The following is a 24,109-nucleotide window of genomic DNA, read 5'->3' on the forward strand; positions in this document are numbered from 1 at the left end:
CCAGATCAGCATGTCCGCTTCAATCGGGCACCTGAGCGGCGCTGCCGACTGACCGCTCCAGGCGACAGCTCGTCGCCTCGAGCCCCGGTGCGCTTCAGATAATCGCCCGGCACGCCGATAGCCAGGAAAGTCATTTTTTCCTGGAGTATCACTGTGAGCTGGAAATCGTTCGGACTCGGTCTTGCCCTCTTTTCCAGCCTCGGTTCGGCGTGCCTGGCGGCGCCCAGCAACGATCAGGGCGTGATCAGGTTCCACGGCAGCGTCGTGGAAGCCCCATGCTCGGCGTCCTCGTCGGCAGACGGCTGGCGCCTGGACAGTTGCACCGCACGCACGCGGGCACCGCGGATCGACGTGCGCCGCCTGGATACATCCCCCGTCAATACCCCCACTGCCAACGCTGCCGTGGATGACCCTTCGGTGCAGGCCAGACTGATCGCCAGCAACACCCAGGGTCGCTATTACAACCAGCAATACAGGCTGGTCGGCCGCACGGGTGAAACGCTCACCACCGGCCACTATCTGGTGACCCTCACAGAGCCATAAGGGCCTTGCCCGCTCGGCAGTGAGCCTTCCGCCTGGCACGACCAAGGCAGCTTCGCCCTCCGGGCGCTTTGAGATACGTCCTATTCAGATGTCGTCTCTCGCTCCTTACGCTGCAAGGATGAAACTCACACACTTCCTGCCTCTCGCCGATTCGTCCTTTTCGACACCCGAAGCTGCTCGCAAGCTCTTGCGCCTGTTCGCCCTGGCGCTGGTGGTAGGCATCTACCTGGGTGCCTACAGCTACCTGCACGCCGCGTTCAACCAGGAGATTTCACTGCGACGCAGTTACATGAACGAGGCGATCTCCGATGCCCAGAGCTTCTTCGTCAGCCGTCAGACCCTGCTGAAGGGCCTTGGGCTGTCGACGGTCCGCCACATGACGACACCACAAGGCAACCTCAACAGCGTGCCTACCGAGGAAGTGCACATCAGCCTCGGCGAACCGGGCAATCTCTGGAGCCTGTGGCTGACCCGGCGCATGCTCGGCCACCTGGAACGCAACCAGGTCAACCTGATCTATGTACCGCAACGCAAAGTCCCCGAGGTCCAGCGCCTGTTCACCTCCGGTGACACCTCCAAAGAAGTTCCGCTGGAGGTGTTACAGCGCCTGCTCACCGTCGATACCGGCAAGGTCTCGGTCAGTGACGAACTCTGGCTGACCGAACAGAGCCGACTCGACTCCCCGCTGTACATCTTCACCCGCCTGGATGAGCGGACCCCGACCTCCGGCTGGCTGGGCCTGGAGGTGGACGGCCCCGAACTGGTCAATGCCCTGCGCCATGAACAGGCGGGCGACTTCATGCTGCTCGACGGCGCCGGCAAGCTGATCTTCAGCAGCACGCCGCACCAGCCCGGCGCGGTACACGCGCTGCGCCACGAGCGCTCCACGGCGCGCTTCGGCTGGGAAGGTGGCGGCTGGCTGCCGGACCGCCTGGCCATCCGCAAGCACCTGAGCTATTCGCATTGGCAGATCGTCTACAGCCTGGAGTTTCGCTCCCTGCTGCCGAGCCTGGCCGTGCCGTTCGTCGTCAGCCTCCTGCTGTGCGTGCTGGTCAGCGTGCTGATGCTGTGGCTGGTCCGGCGCATCGACCAGCGGCTGATCATTCCAGCAGCGAACCGTATAGAAGCCCTGGTGGAAAGCGAGGCCTTCAGCAGCACGGTGATCCGCATCGCGCCGGTCGCCCTGTGCGTCCTGCGCCGCAGCGACGGCGCGGTGGTACTGGAAAACACCCTGTCACAGCAGTGGCTGGGCGACAGTGGCGAGCGGGAGCAACGCTGTCATGGCTGGATCCACCGCGCCTTTGATGACGCCGAGCAGGGCAGCACCGACGAGCTGCAGATGGCCGACGGACGCCATTTGTTCCTGAGCTTTGCCCCCACCCGCTATCAACGCGAAGACGTGCTGATCTGCGCGTTCAGTGACATCAGCGAGCGCAAGCTGGTGGAACTGGCCCTGCAACAGGCACGTGCCATGGCCGATGCCGCCAACGAAGCCAAGACGCTGTTCCTGGCGACCATGAGCCATGAAATCCGCACGCCGCTGTACGGCGTGCTGGGGACCCTCGAACTGCTCGGGCGCACGGACCTCGACAGCCAGCAGCGCGGCTACCTGAACGCGATCGAAGGATCCTCCGCCACGCTGTTGCAACTGATCTGCGATGTGCTGGACGTCTCGAAGATCGAGGCGGGGCAACTGGCCCTGGAGCTGAGCGTGTTCTCGCCACAGGCACTGGCGCAAGAGGTGATTCAGGGTTATGCGGGCGCCGCCCAGAGCAAAGGCCTGCAACTGTTCGCCTGTATCGACCCGCAGGTGCCGGAGTCCGTGCGCGGCGACGTTACGCGAATCCGCCAGATCCTCAATAATCTGCTCAACAATGCGCTGAAATTCACCGAGAGCGGACGCATCGTATTGCGCCTGCACGAAGAAAGCCGCGAGGGCGAGCGCACCCTGCTGCAATGGCAAGTCACCGATACCGGTAAAGGCATCGCCGCCCAAGACCAGCCGTTTCTGTTCGAACCGTTCTTCCAGACCAGTGGCAACGCCAACGTGGTGGCGGGCACCGGGCTGGGCCTGTCGATTTGCAAGCGTCTGGTTCATCTGATGAACGGCACCTTGCGAGTGTTCAGCGAGCCGGGCCTGGGTAGCAGCTTTACCTTCGCCCTGCCCCTTGAACAGGTGCAGGCACCAAACACCCGAAAATGGGCACTGACGTTGCTGAGCGAGCGCGTCTACGTGTGCTCACCGGTGCAGGAACTGGCCGACTGCGTGACCGGCTGGCTGCGCCGCTGGGGTGCGCAGGCGCGAGCGGGCCTGCCCTCTGCGGCCGAGCCCGATGCAGTGCTGGTGGAGCTGCAACCCGGCCCCGCCCGTACGGCTCAATGGCAGGCATGGTCAGGCCCCCGGGTCATGGTCACAGCCGAAGTTCATGGACTCACACGCGAATCGTCAACCTGCTGGCGCGTCGGTCTGAACGACCTGCAGGCGCTCAACCAGGCCGTCAGCCACGCCCAGGGCGTGACCGAGCAAGCGCGCCCGACGCCCCGTGAAGCAGCCATAGAACCCAGGCTGAGCCTGCACCTGCTGGTCGCCGAAGACAACCTGATCAACCAGTTGATCCTGCGTGACCAGCTCGAGGAACTGGGCTGTACGGTGGTGCTGGCGCGTGACGGCGTCGAGGCCTTGTCACTCTGGCAGGAGGCCGACTTCGACATCATCCTCACCGACGTCAACATGCCGCGCATGAATGGTTACCAGCTCACCGAGCAGTTGCGCCGCCTGGGCTGTTTGCAACCGATCGTGGGCGCCACCGCCAACGCGATGCTCGACGAAGCAGAGCGCTGCCTGGGGGCCGGCATGGATCATTTCCTGGTCAAACCTTTCACCCTGCGGGCGCTGTACCAGTGCCTGCAACCCTATCAGAGAAGCGAGCCTTGACTGTTTATCGCGTGCTCATCGTGGAGGATCATCCCTTTCAGCACCAATACCTGAGCAATGTATTCCAGGCCGCAGGCGGCTTCGAAGTCGACCTTGCCTGGGACGGCGCGAGTGCCATTCAACGCCTGGCACAAAAGCGCTATGACCTGTTGCTGAGTGACCTGATGATGCCGCAGATGGACGGTGTCCAGTTGATCCAGCAACTGGCGCAACTGCCGTCTCCGCCGGCCCTGGCACTGATGACTGCGGCCTCGCGGCGCATGCTGGTGGGCTCCGGGCAGGTCGCCAAAAATCTGGGCCTGCGGGTGGCCGGGCTGATCTCAAAACCCGTGAGCATCCCGGAAATCCGCGCCCTGCGCGACAGCCTGGACCAGATGGCCGAGCAAGCCCGCACGCCACGTGGCCTGCCACGCGGTTGTCGCTCCCGGGACACGCTGTTGCGCGCCTTGGGCAATGGCGAGATCCAGGCCTGGTTCCAGCCCAAGAAGTCGTTGCACGACGGACGCATCGCCGCTGCCGAGGCTTTGGTGCGCTGGGTCCATCCTGACGAAGGCCTGCTGCTGCCCGGCGCCTTTCTCGACGAGCTCGAAAGCGCCGAACTGGAAAACCAACTGTTGACCTGCATGCTCGGCCAGACGCTGGCTGCCCAGGCCCGCTGGGCACAGCTCGGTTATCGCCTGCCCGTTTCGATCAATCTGCCGACCCACCTGCTGGATCAGGACGATCTGGTCGACCGCCTGCTGGGCCAGGTACGCGCCAACCAGGCAGAACCGCGACAGATCACCTTCGAGTTGATGGAGAACTCCACCACCCAGTTGTCCAGCAACTATTTCGCCGGGGCCTGCCGCCTGCGCCTGATGGGCTTCGGCCTGGCACAGGATGACTTCGGCAAGGGCTACAGCTCGTATTTCAATCTGGTCTCAACCCCCTTTACCGAGCTGAAGATCGACCGCTCGCTGGTCCACGGGTGTGCCAGCAACGAAGGGCTGGCATCGGCCTTGCTTAGCATCGCTGAGCTGGGACGAAAACTTGGCCTGGTCACGGTGGCCGAGGGTGCGCAAACCCAGGAAGAGCTGGCTGTGCTGCGGCGGGTGCGTTGCGATCAGGTGCAAGGTTTTCTGATCTCCCAGGCCGTGCCGTCGGACAAGTTCACTAAACTGCTGCTAGAAGATGGCCTATGGCTAGCACCAATCTGACTCACCGCGGTCCTATGCCATGCAGCCCCACGGATGGGCAGCCCTGATCAAAGGGGCGTTCGTTGCCGGGTGCATTGCGCATCGGCTCCACTACCCGAATCAGGTTGAGCGATACCCATCATGAAACATGCAAGCCTGCGCCTGGATAAGCTGGCGCAAAGCTCCCAGCGCCTGAACAAAGCCCTGCTCCTGCTCACAGGCTTGCTCCTGCTGCTGTCGAGCACCTGCTACTGGGCCGTGTCGCGCTTGCTGGAGTCAGAACAGCAGCGAGTCGAGTTCCACTTCGCCCGGGTGCTCGAAATCGTCCACGAGCATGAGACCTTCATGCGCAATGTCGCAGTGGGTTACCGCCGGACCAATGCCCCACCCTTATCCGACGTGCAGTCGATTTCAGTCATGAAATCGCAGACCGACGGTGACCAGACCCTGCTCCAGGCCAAAGGCTTCGAGCTGTCGCTGCCCTTTACCCTGTCGCACACCGCGACCTTTACCCAGAGTGACATTCGCCGGGCGCTGGCCTTGGGCGTTCAGTTGACCGACTACTACGGCGGGTTCTGGGCGAACTCCTTCTACGCCTCACCGCAGTTGTTCGTCCTGGCGCCAGAGGGCGATGCCAGCCTGGCCGTGCCGGGTATCGGCGACCTGCGCCAACACCTGTCGTTGCTGCCCGATCAATACCCCACCGTCGTCAACCGCCTGCAGCAACTGCGCCAGGCTCAAAGCCTGCTGCTCAACGACCGGCGTGTACGCTGGATGCGTGCGCCGCTGCAGCTTTACCACGGCAACCGCAGCATCGTGGCAATGATCGGCATCGATGCCGCCAACGCCCTGCTGCCCCCCGCGCGCGCCAAGGGGCTGCTGACCTTGACGGCGGTGGTGGACACAACACAGGTCGATGAGTTCGAGCGGGTATTGCGCCTGTCGGTGTACAACCAGTTCACCCTGATCTCTCCCGACGGGGACGTGATATTGGGCGACCTCGGCGAAGAAGAGCTGGCCCCCATGGGCCTGAGCTTCAACAGCCAGGGCTTGCGCTTCAAGATGGTCTCGCAGAGTGGTGCACGCTGGACGGGCCTGTACGCCATCACCTACCAGGACTTCCTGCGCTACGCGAAGTGGCCGTTGCTGGGCCTGGCCCTGACCTTCATCGCCGCCGTGCTGGCGGCAATCTGGATCAATCGCTGGTACAAATCGCGCATCGTCATGCCCGCGCAGCGCGCCCAGGAGCGTCTGTTCGACAGCGAGGCGTTCAACCGCATCATGCTGCACAACGCCCCGGTAGGGCTGTGCGTGATTCGGCGCAGCGACCGGCAGTTGCTGCTGGAAAACCAGCGGGCGGCACAACTGGGCGCCACGGCCCCCTTGCTGCAAGTGCTGGATGCCAATGACGGCGAGCAGGTGCCGGGCGAAATGTGCCTGGCGGTCGGCGAGCATTACCTGCAAGTGGTGGTGGTCGCCGCGCGCTACGAAGGGCAGGACGTGTTTCTCTGTGGCTGCAATGACATCACCCGGCAGGTGGACGAAACGCTGCTGCTCAATCAGGCGCATCGCCAGGCCACTGCCGCCAACGAAGCCAAGACCGTGTTCCTGGCGACCATGAGCCACGAGATCCGCACACCGCTGTATGGCGTACTCGGCAATCTGGAACTGCTCGGCCTCACCGAGATGAGCGAGCGCCAGCGCCAATACCTGGAGATCATCCAGGGTTCGTCCACCGTCCTGTTTCAGCTAATCAGCAACGTGCTGGACGTATCGAAGATCGAGTCCGGGCAGATGGCCCTGGAGATGGCACCGTTCGACCCCACGCAACTGGTCGAGGAAGCGGTCCTGGGCTTCACCGCCACGGCGCGCAACAAAGGGCTGCAGATCGAGGCGGAGATCGATCCGCAAGTGCCGCAGCAGATCGAGGGCGACGCCGGAAGGATCCGCCAGATCCTGCATAACCTGCTGGGCAATGCGATCAAGTTCACCGACTCCGGACGGGTACGCCTGCGCCTGACCGTACAGGCACTGACCGACGACGGCGTTTCGCTGCAGTGGCAAGTCACCGATACCGGTGTGGGCATTCCGGAAAAGGCCCTGGAGCAGTTGTTCAAACCTTTCTATCAGGTCGCTGCCGGCCAGGACGGCAATGGTGCGGGGCTCGGGCTGTCGATCTGCTCGCGGCTGAGCGAACTCATGGGCGGCAGCATGCGCGTGGTCAGCGAGCCCGGCCTGGGCAGCAGCTTCTCGCTGCTCATCACCCTGCCCGTGGTGCACAGCCCCGCGCCGCAGCCGGCGCAGGTGATGCTGCCGCCTGGCCTGGGGGCACCTTGCCTGAACGTGCGGGTGCTGGTGGTCGAAGACAACCCGGTCAGCCAGGCCGTGCTGCGCGAGCAGCTCGAAGCCCTGGGGGCCCACCCCACTGTGGCCCGTGACGGCCAGCAGGCGTTGCAAATCTGGAGCGCCCAGCCATTCGATCTGGTCATCACCGACATCAACATGCCACGCATGAACGGCTATGACCTGGCCCGTACCCTGCGCGAACAGGGCGTGCAGGTCCCGATTATCGGTGTCACCGCCAACGCCCTGCGCGAGGAGGGTCGCCGTTGCCTGGCCGTGGGCATGAATGCCTGGGTCGTCAAGCCGCTGAGCATGAGCCTGTTGCGTCAGACCCTGCTCGCGCACTGCAAGCGGGCCAGCGGCCTGATGGTCGCTACACCGGAGCGGGACAAGGACCGTGACGGCTGGATCGAACTGTCGGCGGCCATGCGCCAATTGATGGGCGACACCCTGCTGGCCGATGTCCAGCAGATCGAACACGCCCTGGAACGCAATGACGCGGGCCAGGTCCAGCAACACCTGCACAGCCTCAGTGGCGCCCTGGCCAGCGTCCACGCCGAGGCCTTGTATACCGCCTGCCAGCAATGGGAGAACGCCTTGCACGAAGGACCGTTGAATGCCCACGCAATCCAGCAGATCCGCTTGCTGTGCGCCCGGCTGTCCGCCGTGGCGCAGTGTCTGCTGGCCGAGCCGTCGTGATGATCAATGTCTTTTACAAGAGTACCCGACATGCCTGAAATGAACGTTGTCATCGCCGACGACCATCCCATCGTCCTGCTGGGCGTGCGCGAGATCGTCCAGCGTGACGCCCGCTGCAACCTTGTCGGTGAGGCCGTGAGCCCCAGCGAACTGGTGGAGCAGTTGCGCAAGCATCGACCGCAGTTGTTGATCACCGATTTCAACATGCCCGGCGACGCCACCTATGGCGACGGCCTGAAGCTGATCGAATACGTGCTGCGCCATTTTCCCGAGACCCAGGTGCTGGTCCTGACCATGATCTCCAACAACCTGATCCTCACCCGGCTGGAGGAACTGGGCGTGGCCGGCGTCATCCAGAAAAACCACCTGCACGGCGAAATAGAGAAGGCGATCAGCGCGCTCAGTGCGCAGCGCAGCTATAAAAGTCCGGTGGCCGAAGCCCGGTCAGTGGTGAGCAATCCACATCAGCTCGAAGAGCGGTTCCAGAGCCTGTCGCCACGGGAGCTGGAAGTGCTGCGCCTGTTCGTCACCGGCATGAGTGTGAGCGACATCGCCCGCCAGTTGTGTCGCAGCAACAAGACTGTCAGTGCCCAGAAAATCTCGGCCATGCGCAAGCTGGAAGTGGACAGTGACCAGGCGCTGCTGACCTACTGCTTCGAGGCCAGGCAGTTCCATTGATCACAGGTAGAGGATCTGCATCAGCAGGGTCGCGGTGAAGCTGCCGGCTGGCGGCAACGCCCCCAGAGATACCGGCCTGACCCGCAAGGTCAGCACCAGCGGTTCATTGCCGACGGTCCAGTTGCTGGTTTCACCCAGGGTTAAAGCGGGCTTGCTACCCACACCGACCAGCCGCAGCCCAAGGCCTTCGCGGCTGGTACGCAAGGTCTGGCTGTCGACACTGCCCAACCCGGCCGACAGCAGCAGGCTTACCCGGCTGTCGGGTCGACAGGCGAAGGTCAGCGGGACTTCGGTCACGGTCGCACTGTCGTCGAGCAACTGGCGCACGTTGACATCGTCCAGCTTCACGTCCAGCGAGGTCGCAAACCCCGGGCTGCAAGGCGGCGTGACCAGCGTGCCGCTGACTTGAACCCTGGCGGTGTCCGCCGGTTGTGCCAGTGCACTGCCGGCCACCGCCAGGCACATCCAAAAGAGCTTTTTCATTGGTAATTGATCGTCATGACGATGGAAGAGTTGAACTGCCCCGGGGCCAGGTCACCGCGTTTGACCAATTGCGCCTTGAGGCTGATATCCACGTTGCCGTTGAGGTTGCTGTAGGTTTTGGCACTGCCCTGCAGGTTGGCGGCAGAGTTGTCCGCCCACAGCAAGGAGACGCCCAGATTGTTCGCCGTGGTCTTGGCCACGGTGGAGGTATAGGTGCCGTTGCTCGAACTGAAGCTGACATTCAGCCCCGAACCGGCCGGGCAGTTCATCGTCACCGGCAGGCTTTTCGTCGCAGTCTGCGGGACCTCGTCGATGCGCACATTGCCGAAGTCCGCCGTGAGCGTCGTCCCCGTGCTGAGCTGACACGGCGGGCGCACCAGTGTCCCTTTGACGTTAAGGGTCACCACGTCGGCGGCGTTGACGGTGGCGCTGGCCAGGCACAGCGCAAACCAGATTTTTTTCATGAAAACCTCAGAGGTAGTTGATGACCAGCGTGTACTGGCTCTGGAACGCGCCGGACGGCGCCTGCGAGGATGCCAGCTGGGGCTTGAAGGTCAGGTTCAGGGCGTTGGAGCCGGCCCGCAGTTGCATGAACCGAGGTGTGCCAAACGCCACCGGGCTGGATGTATCGGTCCACAAGGCCTGCATGTTCAGGCCCGTCAGCGACGTGCGTGCCAGCCCGGAGCCGGCGTTGACCACCTCCTGGGTGGGCACCAGATAGACGTTGGCCGACTTCGCCGTGGGGCAATTGACCAGCACACTGGTGGACTGCTTCTGGTTGTTCAGGTTGGCACTGCTGATACTGCCGAACGACAGGTCTACCGAACTGGGCGACCTGACCGTGCAACTGGTATCGACGACCGTGAACCTGAAATTGACCTGATGCATCCACTCTGCGTAGGCGGGGTAACCGATCGCGGTATAGCCAAGGCGCAGGGTGACCTCGCGCACACCCGGTGACGTGGGAGCCCTGCCCACCACATAGAAGGTGTAGGAGAAACCCGCGCCAGGTGGCATGTACCCGCAATAGGGGTTGAAGCAAGTGCCGCCAAAGTTGCCCAGCGGCAATGGGGTGGGATACATGTTGTAGACAGGGTCCAGCAGTTGCAGTTGCACGCCGCTGCCCGAGGTCAGGTACAACTCGTGGTTGAGGGCGGCGCCGCGGGGAAAGACCCGGATCGCCTGGCAATTGCCGCTGAAGGGAATCTTCATCTCGGCGCCGGGTTCGAAGGTATAGCCGAACGTTGGAGTGCCAGACACGCTGCAACTGATGCTGCCGCCGATCAATGCATGGGCCTGCCCGGCGAACAGCCAGCCCAGCACCAGCAGCAGGATGGCCGGCAACTGGCGCCACGGGGTGAGTGAGGTAGGGTTCGCGTTCATTGTTCAGGAATCCTTGGCGCTGGCCGTACCCGGCGTGCGCTCGCATTGAAGGTTCATCTGGGTGATGCCGGCGGCGGCATCTTCGTCGTCGAGGTGCAGTTCAACGCTGCACCAGGGCTGGCCACCCGCACTGACCTGCAGACGCGCCTGCGGCGGTACGCCAGTCAGGAACGCCCGGCCGCTGTCGGCCACCAGGGTACTGCCCAGCGAGCGGCCGTCGGCTGCGAACAGCTCGGCACTGGCGGCAAAAGGCGCCACCTGGCCTTGGGGGTCGCTGATGTGGAACAGGATCCGCCGACCGCTGCGGGTTTCGAAATCCGCTACCACGAAGGCACCGCGATTGGGGGTGACGTCCTGTACCAGTTGCTGAATGTCGACGTTCTGCGCAATCGTCTGGGTATCCAGCGATATCCGGTTCTTGCGATACGGCATGGCCGAAGGCACGACGGCGTAGCCATTGCCGTTGGTACGCACGCCACGTTTGTTGGTAAGGCTCACATGCGCCGCCCCCGGAGCGGCGACGATCACATTGGTCTCCCCCAGGGGCTGCCCGAAGATCACCTGGCTGTCGTAGGCCACGACCGAGCCCTCCATCCCCAGGTCCAGTTGGCGGTTGTCCCCGGACTGGTTGTAGCCACCATGGAAGATGGCGTTGGGCGCATCGTACTGGGCGGCAAACGCACCGCCTGCCGCGCCCTGGCCGGCACTGACCCGCTGGCTCACACCGGCGCTGTAGGCCAGCACGTCGTCCTGGAGCGCATTGCCGCTCAAGGTGGCCATGTGCGAGGCATTGCCGCGGGCACTGCGGCTGGTGGTCGCCGACAAGCGCCGATTGCCCGATCCGCCCAGCGGCATGCTGAAGCTCAGGGTCAGGTTGCGGTCCCTGGTCTGTCCTTGGGTCACTCCCGCCCCGAGCGAATACGAAATATCACCGACACTGAAGTTGTAGCCCATCTGCAGGTTGGTATCGGCGGCATCGCTGGCCCAGTAGGCGGTCTTGGACAGCGTGGCGAACATGGCTCCGTAGTGGCCCAGCTGTTGGGAGATGTTCGCGTTGAAATTGCTTTTCATATGGCCGCTGCGATAACTCACGGCAGGCAGCAGCTCACCTGGCTTGCGGTACGGCTGGACGACCTGGGCATTGGCGCGACTGTCCAGCGCTTCGGCAAAAGCGTAGTAACCGGAGGTGGAGTAGCGATAGCCGACCAGGCTGAACGTGGTATTGGTCACCGCCAGCGACTTGGAATAGCGAAAGCGTAACGACTGCCCGCTCTGGGTGGAGTGGTCTGGCCCCACTTCGGCCGCGCGCGCATGGGTTACATCGACGGACAACGCACCGAAGCCCGCGAAGTCATGGGCAACACCCAACAGTGCGGCGCTGTAGCGATCGCTAAGCAGGGTGCCGCCAAACACCGTGGTCCCTTGCACCAGCCCACGGCGCAGGGTGCCCTGCAGGAAAACGGGCGTGTCTTGGCCGAAGTCCGACGACGGACGATAGCGGCCGGCATAAAGCGAATAGGTCTGCTGGCCCTCGCGCAGCATGTAGGGCACCGAGGAGAACGACTGGGTATAGACCTGCACCTGGCCATCGGCACTTTGAACGGTGACTTCGATGTCACCGTTGCTGGCCGTCGGGTACAGATCGGTGAGGGCAAACGGCCCGGACGGCACCCACTGCTCGTGGATGACATAGCCACGCTGGCGAATGATCACCCGCGAACGACCATTGGCAATGCCACGGATCACCGGCGCGAAGCCACGCGCCTGGTCGGGCAGCATTTCCAGGTCCGAAGCAATGCCCACGCCGCGGTAGGGAATGGCGTCGAACAGATCGCCTTCGGTGGCCGCATCGCCGACCGTGGCCATCGCCATCATGTCGCCCAAGTCTCGCTGGGCGTAGGTTTCCAGTGACTCCCAGCGCCCAGGCGTGTCGCTGCCCTTGCGCCAGGTGGAGAAGTTGCGCAGACGCCAGGCCCCGGCATTCAGGCCGCTGCGAAAGCTGCCGAACTGGTCCTGACGCCGGCCGGTCTCGGACTGCACAGAACTGCCAGACAGCGAATAATGGGTGAACGCCACGCGCTCGCCGCTGCTCCATTGGCGACGACGCACCTCGAAGGGGATCTCGCCCAGGTAAGCCTGTGGCACCTCGATCGCCAGGGTCTGCTGGTTGAAGTCGTAGTCATAGCTGACACCGGCCAGGCCCTGATCGAACGCCAGGCAGGTCGGGTCGGCATCGGTCCGCTTGGCCAACGCCTGCTCAGCCACGCCCTGGCTGCGGAAAAAGTCAGCGTCCAGGCAGGGAAACAGGCCGGTGTCCGACGGGTTGGCACCGCCCGTGGCGCGTACAAAACGGATATCGCGCTGATCGACGAAACGCTGGTTGAGCGAAATGCCGACGCGATAGACGCCTGGCAATTGACCTTCGCTCATGGCGCCGATCTGTTGCTGAAGCTCGGTCGAACCCTGGCCACCGCCGATTTCCAGAAACGACGGATCGAACTGGAAACCCGCCTGCGCCGGCACCAAATGCAGGGCCAGGACGGTTGCCAGCAGGCAGCCTAAGGCCTTCACGGCGCCACGGCGCATGAATGGGAGCGAAACGGACATGGGATTTCCTGGGTGGCGAGTGCGGCGAATCAGTGCAGATGGACGACAGGGGCGGTGATGTGTGTGCCGTAGTCGTCGATGTAGCTGAGCAAGACTTCATCACCGGCTTTGGCCTTGACGGGGAAGTCACGGTGCTCACCGGGACGCAGCGCGTCCATGGCGCTGGTGATGGCCTGGCCATTAACCTTCAGTTCGCTGATCACCACGTGGAAACCGGACGGGTTGTCGACCGACAGCGTGCCAGCCTTCGCCGCCCAGCCGAGTTGTTTCACGCTGTCCTTGAGCGACCCCTTCAGGCCCGCAGGGCGGTAGAACAGTTTGATGGTGGTCTTGAGCGCGATCTGCAGGACGTTTTTGTCGCGCTGCGCATCGCTCATCGCCGGAATCGCCTTGACGTTCATCAGGAACAGGCTCTCGCGGTCCTGAGGCACATCAGCCCCGCCGGTGAACACGACGCGCAGGATGTTTTCCTTGTTGGCATCGAGCCTGAATAGCGGCGGCGTAACGATGAAGCTGTCGACACTGGCTTCGCTGCCGTTGTAGCGGCTCACCCAGGACTGCACGAGGAACGGCGAATCATCGCCGCGATTGCTGACCGTGAGGTTGGCCTCTTTCGAGGCACCGTCGTAGACCAGCCGGGTGGCGCCCACCATCACGGCGGCATCGGCGCCGGCCGGGAACCACAACGGCAACAGGGCCAGGGACAGGAAGAGTTTCAGACGCATGATCGATAACCTTTGGGATCCGCAGGCCGCGCCATTACACGCGGCCCACGGCAAGCAGGGAGAGGAGTTAGCGGTAGGTCACATCGAAGGTGGCCAGGGCGTTGACCTGACCGGTGCCGATGCCGGAGGTGGTCACCGTATCCTCACCCGAACCGGTGACCACGTCGGCGACAGTCCGCACGTAGGAGGCGGTGAAGTCAAAGGTGTTGCCCTGGTTGCGCAGGGCATAGTCGACCGGCGAATTCAGCGCGACCTTGCTGCCGTTGCGGGCATCGTCGATCTGGATGGCGATACCCTTGACCTGGCTGTCGCCCTTCAGGCCCAGCAGCGAGGCATCGGTGGCGTCCGGCTGGCCGCTGAAGGTGATCGATACGTTTTTCTTGGCCTCGGTGCTGCAGTTCTCCAGGTTCAGGGAGAAGTTCTTCGGTTTGGCCTTGGAGCCTACGGCGGAGGCGAAGTCGGCAATACGCACTGGGTCCAGGGTGACCGACTTGCTGACGTCGGCGGTGCTGATGGTGCAGGCGTTGTCGGTGACCGAGCCGGTGAAGACGATCTGGCCCTGGTCGGCGAAAGAAGCGGTGCTGGCCAGCAGGCACGTGGCGCCGCAGACGAGAGTGAATTTGCTCAGAGTGTTCAGCATGGCAATGCCCTTTTACGGTTGGATGGTTGGTTACCGACCTCATCGGTAAGCCAGACCATGGTGCATTGCCATCGCCAAGCCAGACATTAGACGAATCTTAATTGCTGGCCGCATGCCTTTATTTGGTCATCTATCCGGGCATCGTTGCCCGGCCCCGGAAAATCCAACGGGCAGGAGTCTTTTCAAGGTTGGCCGGGCCAGGTCCGACCGGGCGTCTGCCGGGCGTGCCCTTGGGCTACAGAACGAAGTGAACAGGCTGCCATCCGGCCAGCAGGGCATGTGGCCTGCCGGGACAGTGTTGTCAGAAAGGGGGGACGCCAGGGTAGAACAGTCAGAAGCGCTGCCCGGCCATAGCCTGGGTGCGGGCTAGCTGGCCCCCTCGACGACAAGCCGTCGAAGAGGCCCGGAGCGGCGGGCTGTCAGCCGGCCAGTCCCGCTGCCCTGGCGCGCGCCGCATGCAGTTTTTTATAGCTGTCGACCAGCCGCTGGTGACGCTCGAGGCCTTCGAGCTTCGTGCTGGTCGGGGTCAGGCCGTAGAAGCGCACGCTGCCTTGAAGCGATCCGAGCACCGCATCCATACGCTCGTTGCCGAACATACGACGGAAGTTGACTTCGTAGTCGGCCAGTTCCAGCTCGTTGTCCAGTTCCACTTCCAGCGCCACGTTCACCGCCTGATAGAACAGGCCGCGCTCGACGGTGTTGTCGTTGTACTGCAGGAACATTTCGACCTGTTCCTTGGCTTCTTCGAAACGCTGCAGCGCCAGGTTGATCAGCAGCTTGAGTTCCAGAATGGTCAACTGCCCCCAGGCGGTGTTGTCGTCGAACTCGATGCCGATCAGCGTGGTGATGTCGCTGTACTCGTCCAGTTCGCTTTCAGTCAGGCGCTGCACCAGGTCTTCCAGTTGCTCCTGTTCGAGGCTGTGCAGATTGAGGATGTCTTCGCGGAAGAACAGCGCCTTGTTGGTGTTGTCCCAGATCAGGTCGTCTACCGGGTAGATTTCCGAGTAACCCGGCACCAGGATGCGACAGGCGGTGGCGCCGAGGTCGTCATACACCGCCATGTACACTTCCTTGTCGAGGTCGGCAAGGATGCCGAACAGGGTCGCGGCTTCCTGGGCGTTGGAGTCTTCGCCCTGGCCTGAGAAATCCCACTCGACGAACTCGAAGTCAGACCTGGCGCTGAAGAAACGCCACGACACCACACCGCTGGAGTCGATGAAGTGCTCAACGAAATTGTTTGGCTCCATCAGCGCCTGGCTTTCGAAGGTCGGCTGCGGCAGGTCGTTCAGACCTTCGAAGCTGCGGCCTTGCAGCAGTTCGGTCAGGCTGCGCTCCAGCGCCACCTCGAAGCTTGGGTGCGCGCCGAACGAGGCGAACACGCCGCCGGTACGCGGGTTCATCAGGGTCACACACATCACCGGGAATTCACCGCCCAGCGAGGCATCCTTGACCAGCACCGGGAAGCCTTGTTCTTCCAGGCCCTGAATACCGGCGACGATGGCCGGGTACTTGGCCAGGACGTCCTGCGGCACGTCCGGCAGCGCCAGCTCGCCTTCGAGGATTTCGCGCTTCACCGCCCGCTCGAAGATCTCCGACAGGCACTGCACCTGGGCTTCGGCCAACGTGTTACCGGCGCTCATGCCGTTGCTGAGAAACAGGTTCTCGATCAGGTTGGAGGGGAAGTAGACCACCTCGCCATCGGACTGACGCACGAACGGCAGCGAGCAAATGCCACGCTCGATGTTACCGGAGTTGGTGTCGTACAGGTGCGAACCGAGCAGCTCGCCATCGGGGTTGTAGATCTCGCGGCAATGCTCGTCAAGGATCTCTTTGGGCAAGGCGTCTTTGCGCCCCGGTTTGAACCAGCGCTCGTTGGGGTAATGCACGAAGTCTGCATTAGCGATGTCCTCGCCCCAGAACTGGTCGTTGTAGAAGAAGTTGCAGTTCAGCCGCTCGATGAACTCGCCCAGTGCCGAGGCCAGCGCGCTTTCCTTGGTCGCGCCCTTGCCGTTGGTGAAACACATCGGCGAATGCGCGTCGCGCACGTGCAGCGACCAGACGTTGGGCACGATGTTGCGCCACGAAGCGATCTCGATCTTCATCCCCAGCGCGGCGAGGATGCCCGACATATTAGCGATGGTCTGTTCCAGCGGCAGGTCCTTGCCAAGGATGTAGGTGCTCGCACCGGCATCGGCAGCAGGAATCAACAGTGCCTGGGCATCGGCGTCGAGGTTGTCGACTTCTTCGATGACAAATTCAGGACCGGCCTGCACCACCTTTTTCACCGTACAGCGATCGATGGAACGCAAAATGCCCAGACGGTCTTTTTCCGAAATATCGGCGGGCAGCTCCACCTGGATCTTGAAGATCTGGTTGTAACGATTCTCCGGGTCGACGATGTTGTTCTGCGACAGGCGGATGTTTTCGGTAGGAATGTCGCGGGTCTGGCAGTACAGCTTGACGAAATAAGCCGCGCACAAGGCCGACGATGCCAGGAAATAATCGAACGGCCCCGGTGCCGAACCGTCGCCTTTATAGCGGATCGGTTGGTCGGCGATGACCGTGAAGTCATCGAACTTGGCTTCAAGTCGAAGGTTATCGAGAAAGTTGACCTTGATTTCCATGCGGGACTACCAGAATTGCGAGCAGAATTGGCGGCCATTATCCGGGTTTTGCATGGCAGGTGTTGTGGTTTTGCTCAGTGAGGCACACCACAGTTATTCGCATAGAAAACTGTAGCCTTGAAGCCACAGCCTGCCCGAGATCAAGATTACCTGATGCTCTAGAGCTACAAAACTGGCAGCCAATCCTGGTTTCTCAAAGCGAGAGGCTTGGTCTTTTTGTATCCCTTGGGCTACATTTTATGACACCAAGCAATTTATTGACGCTAAAGGGCTACAAATGACGACGCTCTTCGATGTAGCAGAAATGCTCAAACAAGCTCGCAAAGAGGCTCAGCTCAGTCAGGAGGCGCTGGCCAGCCGCGCAGGTGTTTCGCGCTCTACCGTGGCTCGCATGGAAACAGTCGCCAAGGGCGATATGAGCGTGGCAGCCCTCGTTCGCCTGCTGGAGGCAGCCGGCTATGACCTGAGGATGGTCAGGGCAGGCCATGTGCGTACGGTTGAGGACATACTCGCCGAACAACGTTCGGGGGTGGCAGATCAATGATACTGGACGTCCATGTCTGCGGTAGAACGGTTGCCAGGCTGTACCGTGAAAGAGACGAATACGTCTTGCACTACCTCCCGCAAACAGCGGCAGCCGATTTCGTCAGCCTGGCACTACCGGTACGTGAGGCGCCTTGGCGCTGGCCACGTGATCTGTTCCCTTTTTTTCGCCAGAACTTGCCTGAGGGCTACCTGCTGGGCGTCATTCGCGAAGAGTTCGGTGCATTGCTTGACGGTACAGATCTTTCTCTGCTGGCCGTGATTGGTGCAACCGGTATTGGCCGGGTCACGATCACCCCCGAGGGCGTCAGACCAAAAGCCGAAATAGAGCCATTGGAAATCAGTCATCTACTGACGGCAGAAAATACCACCGGGCATTTTGCGACACTGGTACGCCGTTATGCCCGGGCAGCAATTTCAGGCGTGGTGCCCAAATTCATCGCCCAGGATGTGAGCGTTAACAAGCTACCGTTAGGCAAGCCCACTTTGCGCACCCGCTTTCACATCATCAAGGGTTCTGACGATACGACACCTTATCTGGGCTTTAACGAGTTCTACACCATGCGGGTTCTGGAGCGTCTGCAGACCGCCCCCGTAGCGCCATGCCGCATGTCGGAAGACGGCCGGGTTCTGGTGGTGGATCGCTTTGATGTAGATGAGCATGGCGTTGCATCTCACGGTGTGGAAGATGCCTGTGGTTTGCTGGGGCTGCCACCCCACGAAAAGTACGCAACAACCATAGAACGTGTATGCAATGCCACCCAGGTTTATGTACCTGCCGAACATCTGCGCAAGCAACGCGAACACCTGGGCTGGCACCTGCTGACAAACTATGTGGTGCGTAATGCAGACTGCCATGCCAAGAACATCGCGTTGTATTACACCTCACTGGCAGACGTGAGGTTCTCGCCTGTTTACGATCTAGTCACAACCCAGGCCTACCCGCGCTTCGCAGCAAATCCGCCCGGTTTATCTATAGGAGGTCGGCAGACCTGGACAGCGGGGCGCACACTGGAAACTTTTTTCAATGCTCGCCTGGGCATTGGCCCTCGCCAGTATGCAGCGATGGTCGAGCAGTTGTGCGAGTCCGCAGTCGTTACCGGCAGAGAAGTGATTGAAGCCGCAAAGAACGAGCCGGCCTGGCGCGATGTAGCAAAACAGATGGTACACGCCTGGAACGAAGGCATGCAGACACTGCGCAGTTCAAAGGCCGCGCCCCACCTGCGCGGGCTGGATGCTGCCATCCATGAAGCCGGGTTCTCCGACCCCATCGCACCTGAGGATAACCGGATACAGGTCGGCCGCTCAGAGTTGCTGGCTCCACGAAAGCGTTAGAGGCAACACTGTTTCGCACATTTCAACATGCCTCCCGCTGGAGGTGACTCAACCCGAAAGCCAGGCGGATCGCTCACAACCGTGTGCATGTGAGTAAGTGGGCGCTATCGCGTCTGACTCTGGCGATCCAGCCACCGGAGCTGCAAACCAACTGAGACCACCACAGGTTGAGGCCAAGACTTCGAAGGGCGTACCCTGACACTTTCGGTCGGGCAACCTCTGCCGAGACCTCGTGAAAACTGGTAACCCTGCCATGAGCCTCGACCTGCAACAGCTCTACAACAAAGCCTGGTTATTCGCCGCCCAGGCTCACCTGGGGCAGACGCTGAAAGCCTCGGATCTGCCTTACGCCACCCACGTGGCGATGGTCGCCAACGAGTTGATCTTCGCCGACCGCCAGGAGTCGGTCGGGGCCCTGGACATCGCCCTGCCCGCCGCGCTGCTGCACGATGTGGTGGAAGACACCGGCATCAGCCAGCAGGCGCTGGCCGAGGTGTTTGGCGAACCGGTGGCGGCCACCGTGGCCAGCCTGAGCAAGAACCTGATCGTGCCTTACTCTGACGAGCGTTACCTGCAAGGCATCGCCGCACACTCGCGCGAGGCTGCGGTGATCAAACTGTGCGATCGCATCACCAACCTGCAATCGGCGCCCGACAGCTGGTCGCATGCCAAACGCAGTTCCTACCTGGCCGAATCGGCGCAGATTCTCAGTACGCTCGGCCATGCGCATGGCTACCTGCGCGAACGGCTGCTGGCGGCCATGGCGAGTTACCGGCAGCGTTACGTTGATATCAACTGATTCAATCGCCAGAAGCGCCTAATGAGCGCCTGCGCAGGTAATCGACTGCTCAAGCACCCACATTCTGCAAACACGGCGCACAGCGGCGAATCATCTTGCCAATGCGTCCATCAGCGCTGGCGAGATCGTTGGCGCAAGGCGTAGCCGCTTTCGTAGCCGGCCGCAGTTGTTCATTCAGCAGGTGCAGGCCGCACGCATTTTGATCAAGGCTGCGCCGGGGCTGTGGAACCGATGAAAAAAGGCCGCGAATGATGCCTGAATTGACATCCCGGCCGATCTACCCCTGACGACCAGCGACCGCCCGGCCGCTGGCCGTCAGTCGGTACTTCTGCACCGGGCTGCGCGGAGAATCGGGGTCGGTCATTTCCACGAGCCCGGCAGTCAGAGCAGGGGTCAGATAGTTCTTGCGAAAGGTGGGCCTGTGAGCAAGCTGTAAACAGTCCATCAACTCACCTGCCTTGCGTTCAACCCCGTCAGCCAAGGCAGTGATTAATGCATTTACTTGGTCGGTTACTTGATCGGTTACTTGATCGCTCAGGCTGCCCTCAAGCAACGCCCGATGCAGCGCCTGCAACATGAACTCCACGAACGGCGTAGCCTCGGCAAGACGGTCAGCCGCCGATAGCGCGGCGTAATAGTCTTCTTGCTGCTCGCGAATCACTGTTTCGACCGGCAACCAGGCCAGTACCGGGCGCCACTGAGTGAGCATCAGTGTCTGCCACAGCCGCCCCATACGCCCATTGCCGTCCTGAAACGGGTGAATGAATTCGAATTCGTAGTGGAAGACACAACTGGCGATCAGCGGATGCAAATCCGTTGAGCGGACCCAATCCAGCAGATCGTCGATCAACCCCGCCAGCCGGGCAGCCGGAGGCGCCATGTGCAGCAAGCGCCCTTCGCGATAGATACCTACGCCACCCTGGCGCAAGTGCCCGGCATCATCAACCAGGCCATGCATCAGCAAACCATGAGCCGCCAACAGATCCTTGCGCGAACCCGGCTGCCAGCCCGGCATCGCCTCATAGGCGGCAAAAGCATTGCGCACTTCCTGGATCTCTCGCGGCAGCCCCAGCACACGGCGCCCCTCCAGCACCGCCGTGACCTGCTCGACGCTCAAGGTATTGTTTTCAATCGCCAGCGACGCCTGGATGGTGCGGATCCGATTGCCTCGTCGCAACTGTGGCGTAAGGCTCGATGCACGACGCTCCGTCAGTTGACCGACCTGCTCAGCAATGCTGGCAACAAGGGTCAACATGCCGGGCGTCAGAGTGAGCGGAGGCTGATAGCGCTTCATGGTTTTCTGAACGGGCAGTGAGGCAGATGGCACCCACTTTATCGTCAAAGTGCCCTCTTGTCCGAAAGAGCTGGATGCCTGGCCCCACCAGAACAACGCCGCCAGCAGACATGCCAGCGTCGCTTTCACGAAAGCCTGTGGCGATCACGAGCAACAGGCCCGTGCCAGCGCAGGCGTAGTTTAAAAAGGCAAGTGCGCCTGACTGACCTGAACATCAGCGACGTTAGCTTTGCCGACCCTCAGGATGAGGGCGCCTTCGTGCCATTGATAACAAGTCCAATAGAAGGCCACAGGATGACAACAACACGATCAGAACGCCCCAACGGCGAGCTGGCGCAGGGTTTCAAGCCGCGCCATATCACCATGCTCTCAATCGCAGGCATCATCGGTGCCGGGCTGTTCGTCGGCTCCGGACATGCCATTGCCTCAGCCGGCCCTTCGGCCATTGTCGCGTATGTGCTGGCCGGCCTGCTGGTGGTGCTGGTGATGCGCATGCTCGGTGAAATGGCCGTTGCCAGCCCCGACACCGGTTCCTTCTCGACTTACGCAGACCATGCCATCGGCCCGTGGGCCGGGTTCAGCATCGGCTGGCTGTACTGGTGGTTCTGGGTATTGGTCATCCCCATCGAGGCGATTGCTGCCGGGGTGGTACTCAACAACTGGTTCCCGCAGTTCGACGCATGGTTCTACGCCTTGAGCGTGACCATCCTGCTGACCCTGACCAACCTGTTCAGCGTGTCCAAGTACGGTGAGTTCGAGTTCTGGTTCGCCATGCTCAAGATCATTGCCATCGTTGCGTTCATCGGCCTGGGTCTGGTGGCACTGGCAGGCCTGCTGCCCAACCGCGAAGTCAGCGGTCTGAGCCTGCTGCTGGAAACCAAGGGCGGCTTCATGCCCAACGGCTGGACCATGATCATCGGCGCCTTGCTGACCACCATGTTCAGTTTTGTCGGCACGGAGGCCGTGACTATTGCGGCCTCGGAATCCAAAGACCCGGCCAGAAACATCGCCCGCGCCACCCGCTCAGTGATCTGGCGGATCAGCATTTTCTACTTCCTGTCGATCTTCGTGATCATTTCCATCGTGCCATGGAACGACCCGCTGTTGCCGGTGCAGGGCTCCTACCAGCGTGCTCTGGAACTGATGCAGATTCCCTATGCCAAGTTCCTTGTCGATCTGGTGGTGCTGGTCGCTGTGGCCAGTTGCCTGAACTCGTCGATCTACATCGCCTCGCGTATGGTCTTTTCGCTGGCCAAGCGTTCCGACGCCCCGGCGTTCATCGGCAAGACCTCTGCCGTCGGCGTACCACGGGCCGCGGTGATCGCCAGCACCTTCATCGGCGTACTGGCAACCATCGTCAACTACTTCGCCCCGGCTCAGGTGTTCTCGTTCCTGCTGGCGACGTCCGGGTCCATTGCACTGCTGGTGTATCTGGTAATCGCCTTCTCGCAACTGCGCATGCGTTCGATCCTGCAACGGCGCAACGTACAGCTTGAGTTCAAGATGTGGCTGTTCCCGTGGCTGACCTGGGCGGTGATTGCCTTCATCATCTTTGCTCTAGGCGTGATGTTCGTGATGCCGCAGCATCGTGCTGAAGTCACCAGCACCCTGGCCCTGGCCGGACTGGTTCTGCTGTTGGGCAAGCTCAACGAGCGTCGCAAGCATCCACAACCGGCGGTGAGCGCACACCGGGCGTGAGCTGAGCTGACAAAAAAGGGCGAGCCAGTGGCTCGCCCTTCTCGTATCAGTCCAGGATCAATGCGTGCTCGACTCAACGGCCTTTTTGCCGCGTGCCGAGATCACGCTCGCCAGGATGATGATCGCCGCCCCCAGCAACATGCGCAGCGAAGGTTCTTCACTGAACAACGCCCAGGCGCAGGCGATGGCGTACACCGGTTCCAGCGCGATGATCAGGCCGGCGCTGCGTGCGTCCAGGGTTTTCAGGCTGCGCACGAACAGGTACTGGGACAGGCCGGTGCAGAACACCCCGAGCACCGCCAGATAGACCCAGTCCATGCTGCTCAGTACGTGCTGGCCCAGGCTGTTGACCACGAACGGCGCCACCAGCAGCGATACCGTGAGGTTCTGCCAGAACGCGACCTGCATCGAGTCCAGGCCCTTGATGTAACGGCGGTTGACGATGGCCAGCAAGGCAAACGAGAAACCCGACCCCAGCCCCCACAGCAAGCCGATGGTGCCTTGGTCGGCGAAGTCGAAGGACGGCACCACCAGCACCAGGCCGAGGCTGACCAAGGCAACCAGCACAGCCTCACCGAACCTGATGCGCTCACGGAACACCACTCGGTCGATCAATGCAATGAACGCCGGAAAGCTGGCGAACCCGAGCGTGGCGACCGCCACACCGCCGACCTTCACGGCGATGAAAAAGCTGATCCAGTGTGAGGTCAGAAACACCCCCGACACGGCCAGCACCGCCAGCTTGCGCCCGTTCAGGCCGCTGAATACCGGGCGCCCCTGCAACTGGGCAAACGCGCCCAGTGCCAGTACCGCGAAGGCCGCACGACCGAAGGTGATGATGCTGGAATCAGCCTGGATAAGCGCACCGAGGATGCCGGTCATACCAAACAGAATGGCGGCGATGTGCGCACAAATCAGGGCATTGCGATGCACTGTCGCGCAGTAAGCCTGCGCAACATTGGAGGAAACGATCATGGCAGTAATCTCAAAATTCAGGCGAACGCAGCCGGTCTGTGCTGGCTTGCGCACTGGTTTTGTTCAATCAATTCATGGGTTATCTGGCAGCCGATAAAGCCTAGGGGCTGTTGACGTTTCAGCGCAGGCCGCGTTGCAGCGCCAAATCGTGTCAGGCGAGGCGAAGGACGCAGGAAAGGGTCACTCCCTTTTCAAGTCCTTCAACAAAGCATGGCGCGATTTGGGGCGCAACCCGCAGGGCCGTGGCTGTTTTGTCGCATGCACCCCAACAGAGTGAAGCCTGTGCAGGCCGACAAAACAGACCTCGGCGCGGTTGTGATGAACCGACAACAGCCCCTATTACCATGGCGCCGCAACATTGAAAGGCTCTTCCCTGAGCTTTGGTGCAAGTTCGCCTGAACGGTGAGTCATGCACGTGCTGTGCATGACTCTTTACCGCCCCGGGCCGCGTGGTGCCCAAGGCGGTAAATCAAACAAGGATCAGGTCAAGACGACCCGATACCTTACTGAGCATTGATCCAGATGGTCTTAAGCTCGGTGTACTGATCATGCGCCCACTGCGACTTGTCGCGACCGCCAAAGCCTGACTCGCCGTAGCCTCCGAACGGCGTCGAAGCGTCGCCTTCACCG

The 24,109-nt window shown here is 61.8% G+C and carries 19 protein-coding genes; 9 read left to right on the top strand and 10 right to left on the bottom strand.

Translation table 11 applies throughout. The features are described 5' to 3' along the window. The first annotated feature begins 153 nt into the window (after positions 1-153). The 5 genes from NJC38_RS12310 to NJC38_RS12330 all read left to right on the top strand — a co-directional run bounded on the left by NJC38_RS12310 (position 154) and on the right by NJC38_RS12330 (position 8,373). A complete protein-coding gene (locus NJC38_RS12310; protein ID WP_253114995.1) occupies positions 154-543 on the top strand; it encodes a type 1 fimbrial protein in 390 nt (129 codons plus the stop codon). A gap of 118 nt (positions 544-661) precedes the next feature. Then, positions 662-3,478, top strand: a complete 2,817-nt coding sequence (locus NJC38_RS12315) for an ATP-binding protein (protein WP_253114996.1) — start codon at positions 662-664, stop codon at positions 3,476-3,478. Continuing rightward, entirely contained in the window at positions 3,475-4,674 is a 1,200-nt protein-coding gene (locus NJC38_RS12320; RefSeq protein WP_253114997.1) for an EAL domain-containing protein, read from the top strand. The genes NJC38_RS12315 and NJC38_RS12320 overlap by 4 nt, the downstream gene beginning before the upstream one ends. A 120-nt stretch (positions 4,675-4,794) precedes the next feature. Continuing rightward, a complete protein-coding gene (locus tag NJC38_RS12325; RefSeq protein ID WP_253114998.1) occupies positions 4,795-7,695 on the top strand; it encodes an ATP-binding protein in 2,901 nt (966 codons plus the stop codon). A gap of 30 nt (positions 7,696-7,725) precedes the next feature. After that, on the top strand, positions 7,726-8,373 hold the full coding sequence (locus tag NJC38_RS12330; protein ID WP_253114999.1) for a response regulator: 648 nt from the start codon (positions 7,726-7,728) through the stop codon (positions 8,371-8,373). On the opposite strand, the gene NJC38_RS12335 is transcribed toward NJC38_RS12330, so the two are convergent. The 7 genes from NJC38_RS12335 to NJC38_RS12365 all read right to left on the bottom strand — a co-directional run bounded on the left by NJC38_RS12335 (position 8,374) and on the right by NJC38_RS12365 (position 16,835). Continuing rightward, positions 8,374-8,856: a fimbrial protein gene (locus NJC38_RS12335; protein WP_253115000.1), complete on the bottom strand. Its 483-nt coding sequence runs from the start codon at positions 8,854-8,856 to the stop codon at positions 8,374-8,376. It abuts the gene before it with no gap. Continuing rightward, positions 8,853-9,320 (bottom strand): fimbrial protein, encoded by a 468-nt coding sequence (locus NJC38_RS12340; protein WP_253115001.1) that lies wholly within the window; start codon positions 9,318-9,320, stop codon positions 8,853-8,855. The genes NJC38_RS12335 and NJC38_RS12340 overlap by 4 nt, the downstream gene beginning before the upstream one ends. A gap of 7 nt (positions 9,321-9,327) precedes the next feature. Continuing rightward, positions 9,328-10,239, bottom strand: a complete 912-nt coding sequence (locus tag NJC38_RS12345) for a fimbrial protein (RefSeq protein WP_253115002.1) — start codon at positions 10,237-10,239, stop codon at positions 9,328-9,330. Between the two features lie 3 nt (positions 10,240-10,242). Beyond that, the gene (locus NJC38_RS12350) at positions 10,243-12,846 is read right to left on the bottom strand and encodes a fimbria/pilus outer membrane usher protein (protein WP_253115003.1); all 2,604 of its coding nucleotides are present in this window, start codon (positions 12,844-12,846) and stop codon (positions 10,243-10,245) included. Between the two features lie 29 nt (positions 12,847-12,875). After that, entirely contained in the window at positions 12,876-13,571 is a 696-nt protein-coding gene (locus tag NJC38_RS12355; protein ID WP_253115004.1) for a molecular chaperone, read from the bottom strand. 67 nt (positions 13,572-13,638) lie between these two features. After that, the gene (locus NJC38_RS12360; RefSeq protein ID WP_253115005.1) at positions 13,639-14,211 is read right to left on the bottom strand and encodes a fimbrial protein; all 573 of its coding nucleotides are present in this window, start codon (positions 14,209-14,211) and stop codon (positions 13,639-13,641) included. Positions 14,212-14,630: 419 nt separating this feature from the next. Then, the gene (locus NJC38_RS12365; protein WP_253115006.1) at positions 14,631-16,835 is read right to left on the bottom strand and encodes an OsmC domain/YcaO domain-containing protein; all 2,205 of its coding nucleotides are present in this window, start codon (positions 16,833-16,835) and stop codon (positions 14,631-14,633) included. Between the two features lie 277 nt (positions 16,836-17,112). Here NJC38_RS12365 and NJC38_RS12370 point away from each other — a divergent pair, with 277 nt between their 5' ends. The 3 genes from NJC38_RS12370 to NJC38_RS12380 all read left to right on the top strand — a co-directional run bounded on the left by NJC38_RS12370 (position 17,113) and on the right by NJC38_RS12380 (position 19,512). Continuing rightward, positions 17,113-17,379: a helix-turn-helix transcriptional regulator gene (locus NJC38_RS12370; RefSeq protein ID WP_045487168.1), complete on the top strand. Its 267-nt coding sequence runs from the start codon at positions 17,113-17,115 to the stop codon at positions 17,377-17,379. Continuing rightward, complete coding sequence (locus NJC38_RS12375; protein ID WP_253115007.1) at positions 17,376-18,713, top strand: type II toxin-antitoxin system HipA family toxin; 1,338 nt, start codon at positions 17,376-17,378, stop codon at positions 18,711-18,713. The genes NJC38_RS12370 and NJC38_RS12375 overlap by 4 nt, the downstream gene beginning before the upstream one ends. Positions 18,714-18,966: 253 nt before the next feature. Continuing rightward, a complete protein-coding gene (locus tag NJC38_RS12380) occupies positions 18,967-19,512 on the top strand; it encodes an HD domain-containing protein (RefSeq protein ID WP_253115016.1) in 546 nt (181 codons plus the stop codon). A 277-nt stretch (positions 19,513-19,789) separates the two neighbouring features. On the opposite strand, the gene NJC38_RS12385 is transcribed toward NJC38_RS12380, so the two are convergent. Then, positions 19,790-20,806 carry a Fic family protein gene (locus tag NJC38_RS12385; RefSeq protein WP_253115008.1) on the bottom strand — a complete coding sequence of 339 codons (1,017 nt, stop codon included), beginning with the start codon at positions 20,804-20,806 and terminating at the stop codon, positions 19,790-19,792. 294 nt (positions 20,807-21,100) lie between these two features. Here NJC38_RS12385 and gabP point away from each other — a divergent pair, with 294 nt between their 5' ends. After that, positions 21,101-22,504, top strand: coding sequence for a GABA permease (gene gabP / locus NJC38_RS12390; RefSeq protein WP_253115009.1), 1,404 nt, complete (start codon positions 21,101-21,103; stop codon positions 22,502-22,504). A 57-nt stretch (positions 22,505-22,561) separates the two neighbouring features. Here the strand turns inward: gabP and NJC38_RS12395 are convergent, their stop codons facing one another. Beyond that, positions 22,562-23,476, bottom strand: a complete 915-nt coding sequence (locus tag NJC38_RS12395; protein ID WP_253115017.1) for a DMT family transporter — start codon at positions 23,474-23,476, stop codon at positions 22,562-22,564. Between the two features lie 506 nt (positions 23,477-23,982). Then, positions 23,983-24,109, bottom strand: a 127-nt coding sequence (locus NJC38_RS12400; protein ID WP_253115018.1) for an aldehyde dehydrogenase family protein, incomplete at its 5' end; no start/stop codon positions are given.

This window comes from Pseudomonas sp. 21LCFQ010 (assembly GCF_024129905.1).
Lineage (GTDB): Bacteria > Pseudomonadota > Gammaproteobacteria > Pseudomonadales > Pseudomonadaceae > Aquipseudomonas.

Bases quoted from the DNA above. Each gene is read 5' to 3' on its own strand.
- NJC38_RS12385 (WP_253115008.1), bottom strand. From the start codon at position 20,806: ATGAAGCGCTATCAGCCTCCGCTCACTCTGACGCCCGGCATGTTGACC.
- NJC38_RS12345 (WP_253115002.1), bottom strand. From the start codon at position 10,239: ATGAACGCGAACCCTACCTCACTCACCCCGTGGCGCCAGTTGCCGGCC.
- NJC38_RS12335 (WP_253115000.1), bottom strand. From the start codon at position 8,856: ATGAAAAAGCTCTTTTGGATGTGCCTGGCGGTGGCCGGCAGTGCACTG.
- NJC38_RS12370 (WP_045487168.1), top strand. From the start codon at position 17,113: ATGACGACGCTCTTCGATGTAGCAGAAATGCTCAAACAAGCTCGCAAA.
- gabP (WP_253115009.1), top strand. From the start codon at position 21,101: ATGACAACAACACGATCAGAACGCCCCAACGGCGAGCTGGCGCAGGGT.
- NJC38_RS12330 (WP_253114999.1), top strand. From the start codon at position 7,726: ATGCCTGAAATGAACGTTGTCATCGCCGACGACCATCCCATCGTCCTG.
- NJC38_RS12355 (WP_253115004.1), bottom strand. From the start codon at position 13,571: ATGCGTCTGAAACTCTTCCTGTCCCTGGCCCTGTTGCCGTTGTGGTTC.
- NJC38_RS12350 (WP_253115003.1), bottom strand. From the start codon at position 12,846: ATGTCCGTTTCGCTCCCATTCATGCGCCGTGGCGCCGTGAAGGCCTTA.
- NJC38_RS12360 (WP_253115005.1), bottom strand. From the start codon at position 14,211: ATGCTGAACACTCTGAGCAAATTCACTCTCGTCTGCGGCGCCACGTGC.
- NJC38_RS12375 (WP_253115007.1), top strand. From the start codon at position 17,376: ATGATACTGGACGTCCATGTCTGCGGTAGAACGGTTGCCAGGCTGTAC.
- NJC38_RS12365 (WP_253115006.1), bottom strand. From the start codon at position 16,835: ATGGAAATCAAGGTCAACTTTCTCGATAACCTTCGACTTGAAGCCAAG.
- NJC38_RS12315 (WP_253114996.1), top strand. From the start codon at position 662: ATGAAACTCACACACTTCCTGCCTCTCGCCGATTCGTCCTTTTCGACA.
- NJC38_RS12380 (WP_253115016.1), top strand. From the start codon at position 18,967: ATGAGCCTCGACCTGCAACAGCTCTACAACAAAGCCTGGTTATTCGCC.
- NJC38_RS12325 (WP_253114998.1), top strand. From the start codon at position 4,795: ATGAAACATGCAAGCCTGCGCCTGGATAAGCTGGCGCAAAGCTCCCAG.
- NJC38_RS12340 (WP_253115001.1), bottom strand. From the start codon at position 9,320: ATGAAAAAAATCTGGTTTGCGCTGTGCCTGGCCAGCGCCACCGTCAAC.